The following is a 14,830-nucleotide window of genomic DNA, read 5'->3' as shown; positions in this document are numbered from 1 at the left end:
GCAATAAGCTGTAAGCAGGGCGATATAGGCTCGGCGGCGAAGGTTTGAGGAGAGCGACATGGGCGTGATGAATACCGGCGAAACCCTCGACGAAAAAGCCATCGTCGCTTCGGCCGAAAAGGCGCTTTCGGACATCGCCGCCATCCGTGCGGAAGTCTCCAAGGTCATCTTCGGCCAGGAAAAAGTGGTGCAGAACACGCTTCTCGCCATTCTCTCCGGCGGCCACGCGCTGCTCGTCGGCGTTCCCGGCCTTGCCAAGACCAAGCTCGTCACCACGCTCGGCACGGTTCTTGGTCTCGACGCCAACCGCATCCAGTTCACGCCGGACCTGATGCCATCGGATATTCTCGGTTCCGAAGTGATGGATCAGGACGAAAACGGCCGCCGTTCCTTCCGTTTCATCAAGGGTCCGATTTTCGGCCAGCTGCTGATGGCCGATGAAATCAACCGCGCCAGCCCGCGCACACAGTCCGCACTTTTGCAGGCCATGCAGGAATATCACATCACCATGGCCGGCCAGACCTATGAGCTGCCGAAACCCTTCCATGTTCTCGCAACCCAGAACCCGCTGGAGCAGGAGGGCACCTATCCGCTGCCCGAAGCCCAGCTCGACCGCTTCCTGCTGCAGGTGGATGTCGGTTATCCCGAGCTTGCCGCCGAACGCCAGATCCTGCTCGACACCACAGGCACCGCCTCCGGCGAAGCGCGTGGCGTGATCGAGTCCGAACGCCTGATTGAAATCCAGACCCTTATTCGCCAGATGCCGGTCAGCGACAAGGTGGTGGACGCGATCCTGTCGCTCGTCCGTTCCGCCCGCCCCGGCCATGGCAACAAATTGACTGACAAACATGTTGTCTGGGGACCGGGTCCCCGCGCCGGCCAGTCGCTGATGCTGACGGCCCGCGCCCGTGCGCTCTATGAAGGCAGGCTCGCCCCGTCGCTGGACGATGTCCATGCGCTGGCCGAGCCGGTGCTGGAACACCGCATGGCGCTGACCTTTGCGGCCCGCGCCGAAGGCATGTCGGTGCGCGATGTGATTGCGGCGCTCGTGGAGCAGGCGAAGAACTAAAAAGACGCGTGCCTAACCTTTCGCGAAAGGAGTGCCTGTGGCATCCATCGGCCAGATCGTAGACAAGACGCCGGGTAGCGAAGTTCTGGCGCGCGCGCGCCAGCGTGCCGCACTGGTGCCGGACTGCATGGTCGAGGCAAAGCGCATCGCCAACACCGTTACCGCCGGCTGGCACGGCCGCCGCAAACGCGGCATCGGCGAGAATTTCTGGCAGTTCCGCCCCTATGCCGAAGGCGAAAGCCTGTCGCGCATCGACTGGCGGCGCTCGGCCCGCGACGACCATACCTATGTGCGCGACCGGGAGTGGGAGGCAGCCCACACCATCTGGCTCTGGGCCGACATGTCGCCATCGATGATGTTCAAATCCACCCTCGGCTCCGTCTCCAAGGAAAGCCGGGCGCTGGTGCTGATGCTGGCGCTGGCGGAAATTTTGGCGCGCTCCGGCGAGCGCATCGGCTGCCCCGGCATCATGGAGCCGGTCTCAGCCAGAAACGCCGCCGAACGTCTGGCCACCGCCCTCATGCATGCGCCGCTTACATCGGGCATGCCGGAAACAGGCATGATCCGCGGCGCAAGCGACATCGTGCTCATCGGCGATTTTCTCGATGATGCGAAAAACGTGATGGAGCGGATTTCGCCGCTCGCGCGACGCGGACTGCGCGGCCATGTGGTGGAAATCGCCGATCCGGCCGAAGAAACCTTCCCCTATTCAGGCCGCACCGAATTCAGCGACCCCGAGACCGGCGAAAAACTGGTTTCCGGCCGCGCCGAAACCATTCGCGAGGATTATACCCGCGCCTATCTCGCAAGGCGCGAGGCGCTGTCTTCGTCGCTGCGCCGTCTGGGCTGGAATTTCGTGTTCCACCGCACCGATCATCTCGCCTCCGAGGCGCTAGTCGCCATGCACATGTATTTGTCCGGCGCGCCCGCGCAAGGCGGTGGCAACCGATGAGCGCATTGCCTTTCGTTTTCACCAGCCCCTACATTCTTTTCGGTCTTCTGGCACTGCCCGCCATCTGGTGGCTGCTGCGGCTCACTCCGCCGCGCCCCAAGACGGAAGTCTTCCCGCCGCTGAAAATTCTGGCAACGGTGCTGAAACGCGAGGAAACGCCCTCCAAAAGCCCGTGGTGGCTGACCTTGCTGCGCATCGCGCTCGCCGCCGCCGTGATTTTCGCGCTGGCCGATCCGGTGGTGAACCCGCGCAATAACAGCATCGCCGGCAGCGGCCCGCTGGTGCTGGTGGTCGATAATGGCTGGGCCTCCGCACCCGACTGGGAAAAACGCGTGGCAACGGCGCAGGCCCTGATCGGCGATGCGGAACGGGCCGACCGCCCCGTCTCCATCAGCTTCACCGCCGATGCCGAACATGATGCCGTATCGGGAACGACAGCCGTGGCGCTGGACAAGCTCGCCGCCGCCAAGCCGAAACCGTTGGTGCCAGACCGCGTGCGCACGGCCGAAGCCATCACCGAGGCGCTGAATGGTGCTGCCCCGGGCACGCTCGCTTATATCGCCGACGGCGTTCAAACCGCGCAGGACGAAAACGCGATGAGAACGCTTGCCAGCCTCTCGCCCGCCGAATTCCGCATCGTGAAGGGCGACGGCAAGGCCATCGCCGCCATTACCGGTGCCACCAACAATGCCGATGCCATGAGCGTCACCCTCTCGCGGCTCGACACAGCGGAGGCAGCAAGCCTCACCGTCAATGCGCAGGACAGCCAGGGCCGCATTCTCGCCAGCGGAACCGCCGCTTTCGCCCCCGGCGAAGCGGAAACGACGGCGACGGTAGAAGCGCCCTTCGAACTGCGCAACGATTTCGCCCGCCTCTCCCTCGAAGGCGTGTCGACGGCGGGTGCGGTGCATCTTCTCGATGATGGCTTCCGCCGCCGCCGCGTGGCGTTGCTCGCCGGCGAAACCGGCAATGATTTCCAGCCGCTGCTGCAGCCGCTTTATTACATCAGCCGCGCGCTGCAGCCTTTCGCCGATCTCATCCCGCAGCGGCAGGCCGATCTGGCGCAGGCAATCCCGGAAATCCTGCAATCCAACCCATCCGTCATCGTCATGGCCGATATTGGCCGTCTGCCGCAGGAAACCTATGAGCCGATGCAGCGCTGGCTCGCTGGCGGCGGCACGCTGATCCGTTTCGCCGGACCACGCCTTGCCGCAGCCCCCGCTGATGATCCGCTGGTGCCGGTGACGCTGCGGCAGGGCGAACGCGCGCTCGGCGGCGCTCTCTCCTGGGCCGAGCCGCAACCGCTTGCCGATTTCCCGAATTTCGGCGCTTTCGCCGGCATGCCGAAGGCCGATGGCATCCTCGTCAAACGTCAGGTTCTGGCCGAGCCGACACCGGACCTTGCCGAGCGCACGTGGGCAAGCCTTGCCGATGGCACGCCGCTCGTCACTACCCGCAACGTTCAGGCGGGCCGCATCGTGCTGTTCCATGTCAGCGCCGAGGCAAGCTGGTCCGACCTGCCTATCTCAGGCCATTTCGTCGATATGCTGCGCCGTATCGTGCAATTGTCGAAAGCGGGCGGCGCTTCGGCCTCCGCCAATGCCCCAGCCGCAGCCCTGCCCCCGTTCCGCCTCTTGACGGCCGAAGGCGCTCTGTCCGCCGAAATCGGCACTGCCCGGCCGCTGGAAATGCCAGCCGGCCAGCCCCCCCGCACCGGTTTCGACAATCCCCCCGGCCTTTACGGCACAGAGGATGGTTTCGTGGCTCTCAATCTTTTAGCCGCAGGTGCGACGCTACGTCCACTCGATGCATCGGTCGCCGGCATCAACACGTCAAGCGAAGCGCTGATCGGCGAAACCGCGAAATCGCTGCGACCCGCCCTCTTTATCGCCGCCTTCCTGATGCTGATCGCCGACAGCCTGATCATATTGTTCATGAACGGCGCCTTCGCACGCCTGCCGAAAGCCCGCAGCGCCACAGTCGCCACCGTGCTTCTGGCGCTCGGCGCTTTTGCCGCGATGGCCCCGAGTGACGCCCGCGCCGACGATCCGAAACCCGGCGACGAGCAGATATTCGACCGGCTGGACACCACCCACCTCGCCTATGTCCGCACCGGGGAGGATGATGTCGACCGCATTTCCGAACAGGGTTTGCAGGGATTGAGCGAATTCCTGACCTGGCGCACGACGCTGGAACCCGGTCAACCGGTCGGCCTCGACATCTCCAAGGACGAATTGTCCTTCTACCCCATCATCTACTGGCCGGTTTCGGCCTCCGCGCCCATGCCGTCAAGCGCCGCCATCTCGCGCATCGACGCCTATATGCGCGCCGGCGGCACCGTGCTGTTCGATACGCGCGACCAATTCACCTCGCTCGATACCGGCGCGACCAGCCCCAATGGCGAACGTCTGCAGGCAATCCTCGCCAATATCGATATTCCGCCCTTGGAACCTGTGCCGGAAGACCACGTTCTGACGCGCTCCTTCTACCTGCTCACCAATTTCCCCGGCCGCTACAACGGTTCGCCACTCTGGGTCGAATCCCGGCAGGGAGCCGCCAAGACCACGTCGGGCCTCTCCTCCTCCGGCGATGGCGTGACGCCGATCATGATAACAGGCAATGATTTCGCCGGCGCATGGGCCGTCGATCCGCAGGGCGCACCGGTTCTGCCGACCGTCCCGCCGGACGAGATGCAGCGCGAACATGCCTTTCGCTCCGGCGTCAACATCATGATGTATATGCTGACCGGCAACTACAAGGCCGATCAGGTTCACGTTCCCGCACTTCTCGAACGATTGGGGCAGTGACATGACATTGACATTCGCCCCCTTCCTGCCGTGGATCGTGATTGCCGTTCTAGCCGTCGCCGCCCTTCTGCTTTCCTTCATTGGCCTGTGGCGCGGCGTGCGCGGCGCATGGCTGCGCGGGCTGGCGCTTGCCGCCCTGCTGGCTGCCATCGCCAATCCGCTTCTGACGCAGGAGGAGCGCGAGCCGCTGTCCACCATCGTCCCCGTCATCGTCGATCGCTCGCAAAGCCAGGACGTGCAGGACCGGCCGCAAATGACCGATACGGCCTTGAATACGCTGAAAGACCGGCTGTCGCGTTTCCCGCGCATCGAACCACGCATCGTGGAAGTGCGCGACGATGGCGAGAGTGATTCCCCCTCGACCCAGCTTTTCTCGGCGCTCTCCTCCGCCGTCTCGGATGTCTCGCCGTCGCGCGTCGGTGGCGCAATCTTCCTCAGCGACGGCCAAATTCACGATATCCCGAATGCGCTGCCCAATGCCGAACAGGCGCTCGGTTTCCGCGCCCCCGTTCACGGTCTGATCACCGGCAAGGCCGATGAATTCGACCGCCGTATCGAGATCGTCCGTGCGCCCCGCTTCGGCATCGTCAACGAGGAGCAGCAACTGACGCTGCGCGTCTTCGACGACGGCCGCCCCGCGAGCGGCGGTCCGGCGGAAGTGACGGTGAAGATGAACGGCGAAGAAATCGCCACGCTTCAGGCGACACCCGGCCAGCCGACGCCGTTCAGCTTCAAGGTTCCGCGTGGCGGCAACAATGTCATGGAATTTTCCGTCGCCGAGCTCCCCGGCGAAGTGACGGCAGCGAACAACCGCGCCGTTCACCTGATCGAAGGCATCCGCCAGAACCTGCGCGTGCTGCTGGTCTCCGGCGAGCCGCATGCCGGCGAGCGCGCCTGGCGTAACCTCCTGAAATCCGACGCCTCAGTTGATCTGGTGCACTTCACCATTCTGCGCCCACCGGAAAAACAGGACGGCACGCCGATCAACGAATTGTCGCTGATCGCCTTCCCGACGCGCGAATTGTTCGTGGAAAAGATCGAGGATTTCGACCTCATCATCTTCGACCGCTACCAGCATCGCGGTGTGCTACCGATCCTTTATTACGATTACATCGCCCAATATGTCGAAAAGGGCGGCGCGCTTTTGATCGCCGCCGGCCCGGAACATGCCGGCCAGGATTCGATCGCCATGACGCCGCTTGCCTCCGTGCTGCCGGCCCAGCCGACAGGTCAGGTGCATCAGGCTGCGTTCTATCCCCGCCTTTCGGAAGCGGGCAAGAAGCACCCTGTCACCCGCGGGCTGGAAGGCTCCGGCAACGAGCCGCCGCAATGGGGCCGCTGGTTCCGCACCATCAGTGTTGACCCGCCACAGGGCCAGACCGTGATGCTGGGCGATGGACAGGACCCTCTTCTGGTGCTGAACCGGCAGGGCGAAGGCCGCGTCGCCATGCTGCTGTCCGATCAGGGCTGGCTATGGGCGCGTGGTTTTGAAGGCGGCGGCCCGCATGTGGCGCTTTACCGCCGCATCGCCCACTGGCTGATGAAGGAGCCGGAGCTTGAGGAAGAGGCGCTGACGGCGCGGGCCAATGGCCGCACCTTGGAAATCACCCGCCAGACCATCGGCGACGATCCCGGTCAGGCAAGCGTGCGTTTCCCCTCCGGAAAAACCGAAAACATGGCCTTTACCACCACGGAACCCGGTCTTTACAAGATCGAGCGCCGCATGGATGAAACCGGCCTGTTCGAGATCAAGAACGGCGATTTTACCACCCTCGTGCATGTCGGCGCGGTGGATGCGCCGGAATTCAAGGCGATGATTTCGACGACCGAAACGCTGAAGCCGCTGGCCGACGCCACCAAAGGCAGCGTGCACCGCGTGGCCGATAATTCCGGCCGCATCGCGCTGCCCGATATATTGCCGGTGCGCGGTGACATCAGGGTTGCCGACGAGGATCGCATGCTGATACGCCTGACCGACGAGACGGTGCTGAAAGGCGTCAACACCCTGCCGCTGTTTGCCGGTTTTGCCGGGCTTGCCGCCCTGCTGCTTGCCTTCTCCGCGCTCTGGTGGCGTGAGGGACGATAGAACCTTAGCAGTAGTGGAAGACTTTCCGCGTCTTGAACTGGAAAACGACAAACGGCCGCCGCCCGGCGTCCGGGAAAGAAAATCATGAATTTCGTTTTGAGCGACGTCGCGGATGCAGACGCGGAAAAAGCCATCCGTGATCCGCTGGTGGCCTATAATATCGCCCGTTTCGGCGAAAGCGACAAACGCGAGCTCAATATCACCATCCGCAATGACGAAAACACTGTGACCGGTGGTCTGGTGGGATATACCGGCCGCGGCTGGCTTTATGTGCAGCTTCTTTTCGTACCGGAAACCATGCGCGGTCAGGGCACGGCTGCAAAGCTGCTTGCCATGGCGGAGGAAGAAGCCAGAAAGCGCGGCTGCACCGGTGCCTATATCGACACCATGAACCCGGATGCCCTGAGAACCTACGAACGCTACGGTTTCACCAGGATCGGCTCGCTCGCGCCTCTCTCCAGCGGCCAGTCGATCACATGGCTGGAGAAACGCTTCTAGGCCGCAATCCCCGATATCCCGCACTCAACGGTTCGGCCCATGACCTCGCGGATTTGCTGGCGAAGCCACATGGCGCCGAGATCCGCATCGGTCTGCAAGGTCCAGACCATGGCAACCGGCGGGAAATTCAGCGTCACCGGCACCGGGCTCACTTCAAGCCCGAGCATCGGCGCATAACGCAGCGCAATGCGTGAGGATACGGTGGCCAGCACCGCCGAAGATCGCGCCGTTGCCAGAACCGAGAGAAAATCCGGCGCGGCTGCAACGACATCGATTTCCACGCCGCTCAATTCCAGCGCGTCCTTGATGCAGCCCTGCAAACTGTCCGTCTGCGATATGACCGCATGTTTTGCCGCCATATAGGCATTGAGCCCCACGGGCGTGGCGAGATCGAGCAAATTCGGGTTGAAGCAGCAAAGAACGCTTGAAACATAAAGCGGCTCGCAATGGTGACGCTGCTCCTGCGAATAGGCGCATCCTACGGCCATATCGATCACGCCCGTATCCAGCATCGCGGTGATTTCCTGCTCCTGCCCGCTGCGGGCCAGGATGCGGATGCCCGGCGCGATCTCGCGCAGCCGCGCCGTCAGGTCCGGCAGCAGCAGCAGTTCCACCTCGCTCGACATGCCCAGCCGGAAGGTGCGGCGCTCCGTCGCCGGATCGAACACGTCCGCCGTCATCACCGCCGCCTGCGCCTGCCGGAGCGCCTGCCGCACCGGTCCGGCCAGATTGAGCGCCCGCGCCGTCGGCTTCATCTCCTGTCCCACGCGGATGAAAAGCTCATCCTGAAACAATGTCCGCAGGGTGGAGATGTTGTGGCTCATGGCCGGCTGCTGGATTTTCAGCCGGCGCGCAGCGCGCGTGACGTTCATTTCCTCCATCATCGCATCAAAAGCGATGAGAAGATTGAGGTCGAAGGAACGGAGATTGAAATGATCGATAGTTTGCATAAGTCACATCGATTTGATTGCTGGCCTCTCTACACTTAGCTGGAGTTCGGAAACTTTCAAGACGTTCCCCCAACTCAGGAGCCACCCATGCCCTCACGTCGTTCGCTTCTCAAAGGCGCCGCCAGCGCCATCTTCGCCGCCCCTTTCGTTGCGCCCACCATCGCATTTGCCAAGGCGCCCCTGGCCGCCACGCAGGCACCCGGCTTTTATCGGCTGATGGTCGGCAAGGTGGAAGTTACCGCCCTTTCGGACGGCGTCATTGCGCTGCCGCTCGCCAAAATCTACACCAACACGACGCCGGAACATGCCGCCAAGGTGTTGCGAGATGCCTTCCTGCCGGAAGAGACACCCACTTCGGTCAATGCGTTTCTGGTCAATACCGGAGACAGGCTGGTGCTGATCGATGCCGGCACCGGCACCTATCTCGGCCCGAGCCTCGGCAAGCTCGTCGCCAATATCGAGGCCTCCGGTTACAAGGCCGACGAGATAGACGACATTGTCCTCACCCATATCCACACGGACCATTCCGGCGGGCTATCGGCAGATGGCAAACGCGTCTTTGCCAATGCAACGCTGAGGGTCAATGCGCGCGAAGCCGCCTTCTGGCTTGACGGGGCAAAGGCCAAGGCAGCCCCTGAAGCACTGAAGAAGGGTTATGCTGAAGCGAAGGAAAGCATTCAGCCCTATATCGATGCCGGTAAATTCGAGACCTTCGGCGATAATGCCGCACCGGTCTCCGGTCTTGGCTCGATCCTTTACGCCGGCCACACACCGGGCCACAGCGCTGTTGTTTTGGAAAGCGACGGCCAGAAGATCGTCTTCTGGGGGGATATCACCCATGGCGATATCCTCCAGTTTGATGAGCCAGATGTGGCCATCGAGTTCGATGTCGACCAGAAGGCCGCCGTCGTGGCGCGCGATCTGGCATTCAAACAGGCGGTAGAGGGCAGATATCTGGTGGCCGGCGCCCATATCGCCTTCCCCGGCATCGGCCATGTGCGCACCGACAGCACCAATTACGACTGGCTGCCGGTCAATTACACGCCGCTGTAAGCGAAGAACAGAATGGCCTGATCATGGATCAGATCAGGCCATCACCCTTTGCGGCAACTAAGTCAGCGCCACCTGCCGCGTTTCCGCATTGATCATCGTGGCCGCAATGGCGGCGAGTACAAGTAGCCCGGCAAAGATGCCGATCGCGACCCCAAAGCCCTGCGCAATGGCATAACCCAGCAGAGACGGCGCCAGCAGGCCGCCGAGCCTTGCCATGGCGCCTGCGGCACCCATGCCGGTCGCCCGCGATTCCGTCGGGTAAAGTTCCGGCGTGAAGGCATAAAGCGCACCCCAGGTGCCGAGCAGCGCAAAGCTCATGATGAGAAGCGAGGCGGCAATCATCGCGCCGCCGGAAGCGAGCGTGAAAAGCAGGCAACCAAGTGCGGATAGCAGGCAAAAACCGATCAGCGTCGGCTTGCGGCCCCATTTTTCAACGCCATAGGCGGCAAGCGCATAACCGGGGATTTGTGCCAGCGCCACCAGCACGAGAAAGCCATAACCGCGCACGAAGCCGAAACCATCTCCCGCCAGTTTCGCCGGCATCCAGGTGAAGACACCGTAATAGGAAACCGAGACGAGGAACCAGATGGCGAGGATCATGATGCTGCGCTGCCGGAGCGCCGGGGAAAATATCCCCTGCCCTTTGCCGACGTCAGGCTGGAAAAGCGCGGTCCCGGCATCGAGAGGCGCGCGGCCATTCGTCACCAGCATACGGTTGACGACAGCCTTGGCTTCGTCCAATCGCCCGCTGCGCAGCAGGTAAAGCGGCGATTCCGGCACCAGAAAACGCAGGCCGAGACCGAGAACGGCCGGGAAAGCCGTCACGGCGAAAATATAACGCCAGGCATCGGCCACGCCGGCAAGGCTCGCACCCCAGGCGGCCAGCGCCACGATCAGCGTTCCGATGGCCCAGAAGCCTTCGAGAAAGACCAGCCAACGCCCGCGATTTTTGGCAGGCAGGAACTCGGCCATCATCGCATAATCCACCGGCAGCGTGCCGCCCACGGCCGCACCGGTCAGAAACCGCAGGACGAGCAGAATGGTGAAATCGGGTGAGAATATCGAAAGCACGCCGAACACGGCGTCACAGGCAACGGTGACGATCAGCACCCGGCGACGCCCGTAACGATCCGCCAGCCGCCCGAAACCGGCAGCGCCCAGCAACATGCCGAAGAAGAACGCCGTTCCGGTCTGCAGCGCCTGTGGCACCGTCAGGCCGAATGTCGCGGCAATCGAGGCGGCGGTGAAGCCGACGGCCAGAACCTGCATGGCATCCGCCGCCCAGACGAGGCCGAATATACCCATCAGCCGCCGCTGATAGGCACCTGCACCCGCGCGCTCCAGCGCATCGTTCATGGTAATCGCCGTCATGCCCCGCTCCCTAGCTGAAATCGCCTGTCGATTGCTATCGCATGGGGGAAGGAAACGGAATTGAATTTTCACGTTGTGAGGAGAACTTCATGTCACCTTGCGCCTCGCGAAGATTGGCGGCAGTCTCGATGTTTGTCGGAGTTCGCAAGGTTTCCCTTCCGTCATCCCCGCCTTGAACCGCTGCTGTCCGGTTTAAATGACCGGATACACTGCATTGCATCGAGGTTGGCGGCGAACGGCGCACCTTTTTCTCGGCGTCATCCTTGGGCTTGTCCCAAGGATCTAAGCACGTTGAAAAAATCAATACGTTGGCAGATCCTCGGGTCAAGCCCGAGGATGATGTCTGCGTGTCTGGCGAGGTTCGTCATTCATCTGACGATGCTATGTTTTGCTCGTGCCCAGAGCGGCGATGCAGGCATAAAACAAAGCAGAATCAATATCATAAAGCGCATCCGACCATTTAAATCGGACGGTGGCGGCCTTCAGCCGGGATAACGGGGCAGGTACTTTTGTAAAACATCAGGCCTCCTGAGAAGAAACGCTCTCAGCCATAGACCCGAAGAGGCTCCTCGCAACCATCGTCCTCAGCCGTGGCGGCCGGCATAGCAGCCTCGCATTTGCGCCAGCCGATCTTGCCCTTCAACCGCTGGTGAACGTCGGCGCCAATCGGCACCACCAGCACCCGGTTCGGGTCGACCGGCCCCGGAAAATCGAGCGCCGCATAAGCGACCTTCTCGAACCCAAGCGGCATGTAATAGGGCGGATCGCCGATCAGGATCACAGCCTCGGAACCCTTCCGCCTTGCCGCTGCAATCGCGATCCGGACGAGTTCCCGGCCGATGCCCTTGTTCTTGTGCGAGGGCCGAACCGCAAGCGGGCCAAGCATGTGGCCCTTCACCCCACCGGCCAGAACCGGCGTCATGCGCACCGAGGCAATCGTCTCGCCATCATCGGCGCAGACGAAGGACAGCGACCGGTCATGTGGCCCCTGCTCGCGAATGCGCGCTGCCGCACGGGTGTGCCGGCCGGGACCAAAAGCTTCTTCGTTGATGACTCCGATGATGGCGTCGTGCGACGCGTCCTCGGTGAGGTAGACAAGATCGTGCTTGGACATGAAGAGACCGAAACTTCCAGAATGCGGATGCGACAATAGATGACGGCTGCGCCGGTAAGGGCGTTCAGGAGCGTCAGCGTCGTCGGAGCATCCGTAGTTCGATCATAGTCAGCAATTTCCTCAGATTTGTGAAAATCGCAATTATCAGGAAAATTCAAACCCGTCCAGAACAAATCTCGAAGCCATCTCATTCAGCCTCTGCAAGAGCAGAAACGCATTGTTCAACGCCTTGCGGGTTCGCGAGACGACAGGGAACGGTTAGGATCGCCGTCAAGGAAACAATCAAGGAGATCGTCATGGGCATGTTGGTCGAAGGCGTATGGAAAGACGTCTGGTACGACACCAAGGAAACCAAGGGGCACTTCAAGCGCGGCGCCTCGCAATTCCGCAACTGGGTGACTGTCGATGGCGCCCCCGGCCCTTCCGGAGAGGGCGGTTTCAAGGCGGAGAAGGATCGCTACCACCTTTACGTTTCCTTCGCCTGCCCCTGGGCGCATCGGACCCTGATCTTCCGAAAGCTGAAAAAGCTCGAAGACGTGATTTCCGTCTCCGTTGTCGATCCGCTGATGCTGGAAAACGGCTGGGAATTCAAGCCTGAGGGCGAACGCACGCCGGGCGCGACGGAAGACCACCTGTTCGGCTCCTCTACGCTCTGGCAGGTCTACACCAAAGCGGACCCCAAATATTCCGGGCGTGTGACCGTGCCGGTGCTCTGGGACAAACAGCGCGGCACCATCGTTTCCAATGAATCGGCGGAAATCATCCGCATGTTCAACTCCGCCTTCAACGATCTCACTGGATCGGAAGCGGATTATTATCCCGAAGCGCTGCGCGCCGAGATCGATGCGCTGAACGACGTCATCTATGACACCGTCAATAACGGCGTCTACAAGGCCGGTTTCGCCACCACGCAGGATGCCTATCAGCAGAATGCCGTGAAGGTGTTCGAAACGCTGGACATGCTGGAAGATCGCCTGAAGGATCGGCGCTTCCTGTTCGGTGCGGAGCAGACGGAAGCGGACTGGCGCCTGTTCACGACGCTGGTGCGGTTCGACCCCGTCTATGTCGGCCATTTCAAGTGTAACATCCGCCGCATCCACGACTATCCGCACCTGACGGGTTACCTGCGCGATCTCTACCAGACGCCGGGCGTACCTGACACGGTGGATATACGCCACATCAAGGAGCACTATTACCGCAGCCACCACACCATCAACCCGACCGGCATCGTGCCCGTTGGCCCGGAACTGGACCTGACCATGGCCCATGGCCGCGAGGTGCTTGCCTGACGGAAAAGACGGCCGCTACCAGTAGTCGCCAATGGCCGTTGCTTCGCCGGACAATTCGGCAAGGCGGCGGCGGGTGGCGGGCGTCATGCCTTCCGGCAGGTTGGAGAGATCGAAAAAGCCGCTCTCGACAATTTCATGGTCGGGCTTTTTCGGCTCGGTCTGGGTGACAACCAGCCGGTAAAGCGCCACATGGTCGCGGTTGCTGCCTTCCAGATTGAGATAAACGTGGATCAGCTCAGGCGTCGAGGCGGCCACGAGATTACCCTCTTCGCGGATTTCCTTGTTGAGTGCCATCAGCAGGGTCTCGCCGCGCTCCACCCCGCCGCCGGGCAGGTACCAGCCGGGCAGATAGGTGTGCCGCACCAGAAAAATCCGACCCTGATCGTCGAAGCAGGCAGCCCGCACGCCAAGGGTTGCACCGCGCGTGAACAGAAATACGAAATGCATCAGCCCGATCAGCAGGCGCGTGTGGAACGGACGGCCCTCCCGCCGCATTGTTTCATCACTCACTCTGGTTTCTCCCCGTCGGCAGGCTTTTGTTGGACGTGCGGCGTATCATAGGTTATCTCTGCCGCCATGTTCAAACTTGCGCATATTTCAGACGTCCATTTAGGGCCATTGCCAAAACTCACTTTCCGGGAACTTGCATCCAAGCGCATCACCGGTTTCGTCAACTGGCACCGCAACCGTCGCAAGCACCTGTTCACCGATACGCTGGAAAAGCTGCTCGACGATCTGGAGACCAAATCCCCGGATCATCTGGCTATCACCGGCGATCTCGTCAATCTTGCGACCGGCATTGAAATTCGCGCCGCCGCCGACTGGCTGGAGGAAGTGGGCGAGCCTGAAAAGACCTCCGTCGTTCCCGGCAACCACGACGCCTATGTTTCCGGCGCGCACGACAAGGCCATGCAGGCCTGGTACCCCTATGTGCGCGGTGATGGCGATCCGCCGGAATGGGACGATGACCGCAAGATCTTCCCCTATATGCGCGTGCGCGGCCCCGTGGCGTTGATAGGCTGCTCCACCTCGATTGCGACACCACCCTTTTCGGCCACCGGTTATTTCGGCAACCGCCAGGCGCGCGCCACGGCGGAACTTTTGAAAAAAGCCGGCGAACAGGGGCTGTTCCGCGTGGTGATGATCCATCACCCGCCGATCCGGGGAGCCACTGCCGCCCACAAACGCATGTTCGGCGTTCGCCGTTTTGCCGCAGCACTTGGCGTCGGCGGTGCGGAACTTGTGCTGCATGGGCATACCCATTTGAACACGGTCTACTGGCTAAATACGCATCACGGGGAAGACCACATCCCGGTCGTCGGCATCGCCTCGGCCAGCCAGGGGCCGGGTGGGGAAAAACCGCGCGCGGCCTATAATCTCTTCCACATTTCCGGCGGTCCCGGCACATGGAACGTCACCTGCGAACGGCATAGTCTTGATGAGACGGGGACGGGCGTGGCGCTGGAGGATGTGCGGGTGTTTTATGACAACGGACGGCCGTTGGGGTTTTCGCGGTTGGGGGAATAGCGTTCGCGGAAGCGCGTGGGGCTCTACCCCCCTCTGCCCTGCCGGGCATCTCCCCCACAAGGGGGGGAGATCAGCCAGAAGTCAACGCCCGCTCACTCGCAACGTTGGTGATGG

Annotated in this window: 12 protein-coding genes; 8 read left to right on the top strand and 4 right to left on the bottom strand. The window is 62.0% G+C overall.

Annotated features, from left to right (window positions below):
* The first annotated feature begins 58 nt into the window (after positions 1-58).
* From JZX89_RS08640 to JZX89_RS08620, 5 genes are all read left to right on the top strand, one after another.
* Positions 59-1,069 carry an AAA family ATPase gene (locus tag JZX89_RS08640; protein WP_207133808.1) on the top strand — a complete coding sequence of 337 codons (1,011 nt, stop codon included), beginning with the start codon at positions 59-61 and terminating at the stop codon, positions 1,067-1,069.
* 37 nt (positions 1,070-1,106) lie between these two features.
* Positions 1,107-2,021: a DUF58 domain-containing protein gene (locus JZX89_RS08635; RefSeq protein ID WP_174373385.1), complete on the top strand. Its 915-nt coding sequence runs from the start codon at positions 1,107-1,109 to the stop codon at positions 2,019-2,021.
* Positions 2,018-4,828, top strand: coding sequence for a DUF4159 domain-containing protein (locus JZX89_RS08630; RefSeq protein WP_207133807.1), 2,811 nt, complete (start codon positions 2,018-2,020; stop codon positions 4,826-4,828). The genes JZX89_RS08635 and JZX89_RS08630 overlap by 4 nt, the downstream gene beginning before the upstream one ends.
* Before the next feature lies 1 nt (position 4,829).
* Positions 4,830-6,914 (top strand): hypothetical protein, encoded by a 2,085-nt coding sequence (locus JZX89_RS08625; protein WP_207133806.1) that lies wholly within the window; start codon positions 4,830-4,832, stop codon positions 6,912-6,914.
* Between the two features lie 84 nt (positions 6,915-6,998).
* Positions 6,999-7,412: a GNAT family N-acetyltransferase gene (locus JZX89_RS08620; protein ID WP_153514957.1), complete on the top strand. Its 414-nt coding sequence runs from the start codon at positions 6,999-7,001 to the stop codon at positions 7,410-7,412.
* Here JZX89_RS08620 and JZX89_RS08615 read toward each other — a convergent pair.
* On the bottom strand, positions 7,409-8,362 hold the full coding sequence (locus JZX89_RS08615) for a LysR family transcriptional regulator (protein WP_153514956.1): 954 nt from the start codon (positions 8,360-8,362) through the stop codon (positions 7,409-7,411). The two genes, JZX89_RS08620 and JZX89_RS08615, sit on opposite strands and share 4 nt — an antisense overlap.
* An 87-nt stretch (positions 8,363-8,449) precedes the next feature.
* On the opposite strand from JZX89_RS08615, the gene JZX89_RS08610 reads away from it, so the two are divergent.
* Positions 8,450-9,415 (top strand): MBL fold metallo-hydrolase, encoded by a 966-nt coding sequence (locus tag JZX89_RS08610; RefSeq protein ID WP_207133805.1) that lies wholly within the window; start codon positions 8,450-8,452, stop codon positions 9,413-9,415.
* 57 nt (positions 9,416-9,472) lie between these two features.
* On the opposite strand, the gene JZX89_RS08605 is transcribed toward JZX89_RS08610, so the two are convergent.
* Both JZX89_RS08605 and JZX89_RS08600 read right to left on the bottom strand, forming a co-directional pair.
* The gene (locus JZX89_RS08605; protein WP_149900020.1) at positions 9,473-10,786 is read right to left on the bottom strand and encodes an MFS transporter; all 1,314 of its coding nucleotides are present in this window, start codon (positions 10,784-10,786) and stop codon (positions 9,473-9,475) included.
* A 544-nt stretch (positions 10,787-11,330) separates the two neighbouring features.
* Positions 11,331-11,900, bottom strand: a complete 570-nt coding sequence (locus JZX89_RS08600; RefSeq protein WP_207133804.1) for a GNAT family N-acetyltransferase — start codon at positions 11,898-11,900, stop codon at positions 11,331-11,333.
* Between the two features lie 296 nt (positions 11,901-12,196).
* Between JZX89_RS08600 and JZX89_RS08595 the strand changes: the two genes are divergently transcribed.
* Positions 12,197-13,189 carry a glutathione S-transferase family protein gene (locus JZX89_RS08595; protein WP_207133803.1) on the top strand — a complete coding sequence of 331 codons (993 nt, stop codon included), beginning with the start codon at positions 12,197-12,199 and terminating at the stop codon, positions 13,187-13,189.
* A gap of 15 nt (positions 13,190-13,204) precedes the next feature.
* Here JZX89_RS08595 and JZX89_RS08590 read toward each other — a convergent pair whose 3' ends face one another.
* The gene (locus JZX89_RS08590; protein WP_210348413.1) at positions 13,205-13,684 is read right to left on the bottom strand and encodes an NUDIX domain-containing protein; all 480 of its coding nucleotides are present in this window, start codon (positions 13,682-13,684) and stop codon (positions 13,205-13,207) included.
* 81 nt (positions 13,685-13,765) lie between these two features.
* Between JZX89_RS08590 and JZX89_RS08585 the strand changes: the two genes are divergently transcribed.
* Positions 13,766-14,716 (top strand): metallophosphoesterase family protein, encoded by a 951-nt coding sequence (locus JZX89_RS08585; protein ID WP_153514950.1) that lies wholly within the window; start codon positions 13,766-13,768, stop codon positions 14,714-14,716.
* Positions 14,717-14,830 lie beyond the last annotated feature (114 nt).

The sequence above is a fragment of the Agrobacterium burrii genome (genome assembly GCF_017313405.1).
Classification (GTDB): Bacteria; Pseudomonadota; Alphaproteobacteria; order Rhizobiales; family Rhizobiaceae; genus Agrobacterium; species Agrobacterium burrii.
This window is presented reverse-complemented; position numbering and strand designations above follow the sequence as displayed.

Excerpts from the sequence above, each read along its gene's own strand:
- JZX89_RS08640 (WP_207133808.1), top strand. The coding sequence starts at position 59 with ATGGGCGTGATGAATACCGGCGAAACCCTCGACGAAAAAGCCATCGTC.
- JZX89_RS08630 (WP_207133807.1), top strand. The coding sequence starts at position 2,018 with ATGAGCGCATTGCCTTTCGTTTTCACCAGCCCCTACATTCTTTTCGGT.
- JZX89_RS08625 (WP_207133806.1), top strand. The coding sequence starts at position 4,830 with ATGACATTGACATTCGCCCCCTTCCTGCCGTGGATCGTGATTGCCGTT.
- JZX89_RS08620 (WP_153514957.1), top strand. The coding sequence starts at position 6,999 with ATGAATTTCGTTTTGAGCGACGTCGCGGATGCAGACGCGGAAAAAGCC.
- JZX89_RS08615 (WP_153514956.1), bottom strand. The coding sequence starts at position 8,362 with ATGCAAACTATCGATCATTTCAATCTCCGTTCCTTCGACCTCAATCTT.
- JZX89_RS08610 (WP_207133805.1), top strand. The coding sequence starts at position 8,450 with ATGCCCTCACGTCGTTCGCTTCTCAAAGGCGCCGCCAGCGCCATCTTC.
- JZX89_RS08605 (WP_149900020.1), bottom strand. The coding sequence starts at position 10,786 with ATGACGGCGATTACCATGAACGATGCGCTGGAGCGCGCGGGTGCAGGT.
- JZX89_RS08600 (WP_207133804.1), bottom strand. The coding sequence starts at position 11,900 with ATGTCCAAGCACGATCTTGTCTACCTCACCGAGGACGCGTCGCACGAC.
- JZX89_RS08595 (WP_207133803.1), top strand. The coding sequence starts at position 12,197 with ATGGGCATGTTGGTCGAAGGCGTATGGAAAGACGTCTGGTACGACACC.
- JZX89_RS08590 (WP_210348413.1), bottom strand. The coding sequence starts at position 13,684 with ATGCGGCGGGAGGGCCGTCCGTTCCACACGCGCCTGCTGATCGGGCTG.
- JZX89_RS08585 (WP_153514950.1), top strand. The coding sequence starts at position 13,766 with ATGTTCAAACTTGCGCATATTTCAGACGTCCATTTAGGGCCATTGCCA.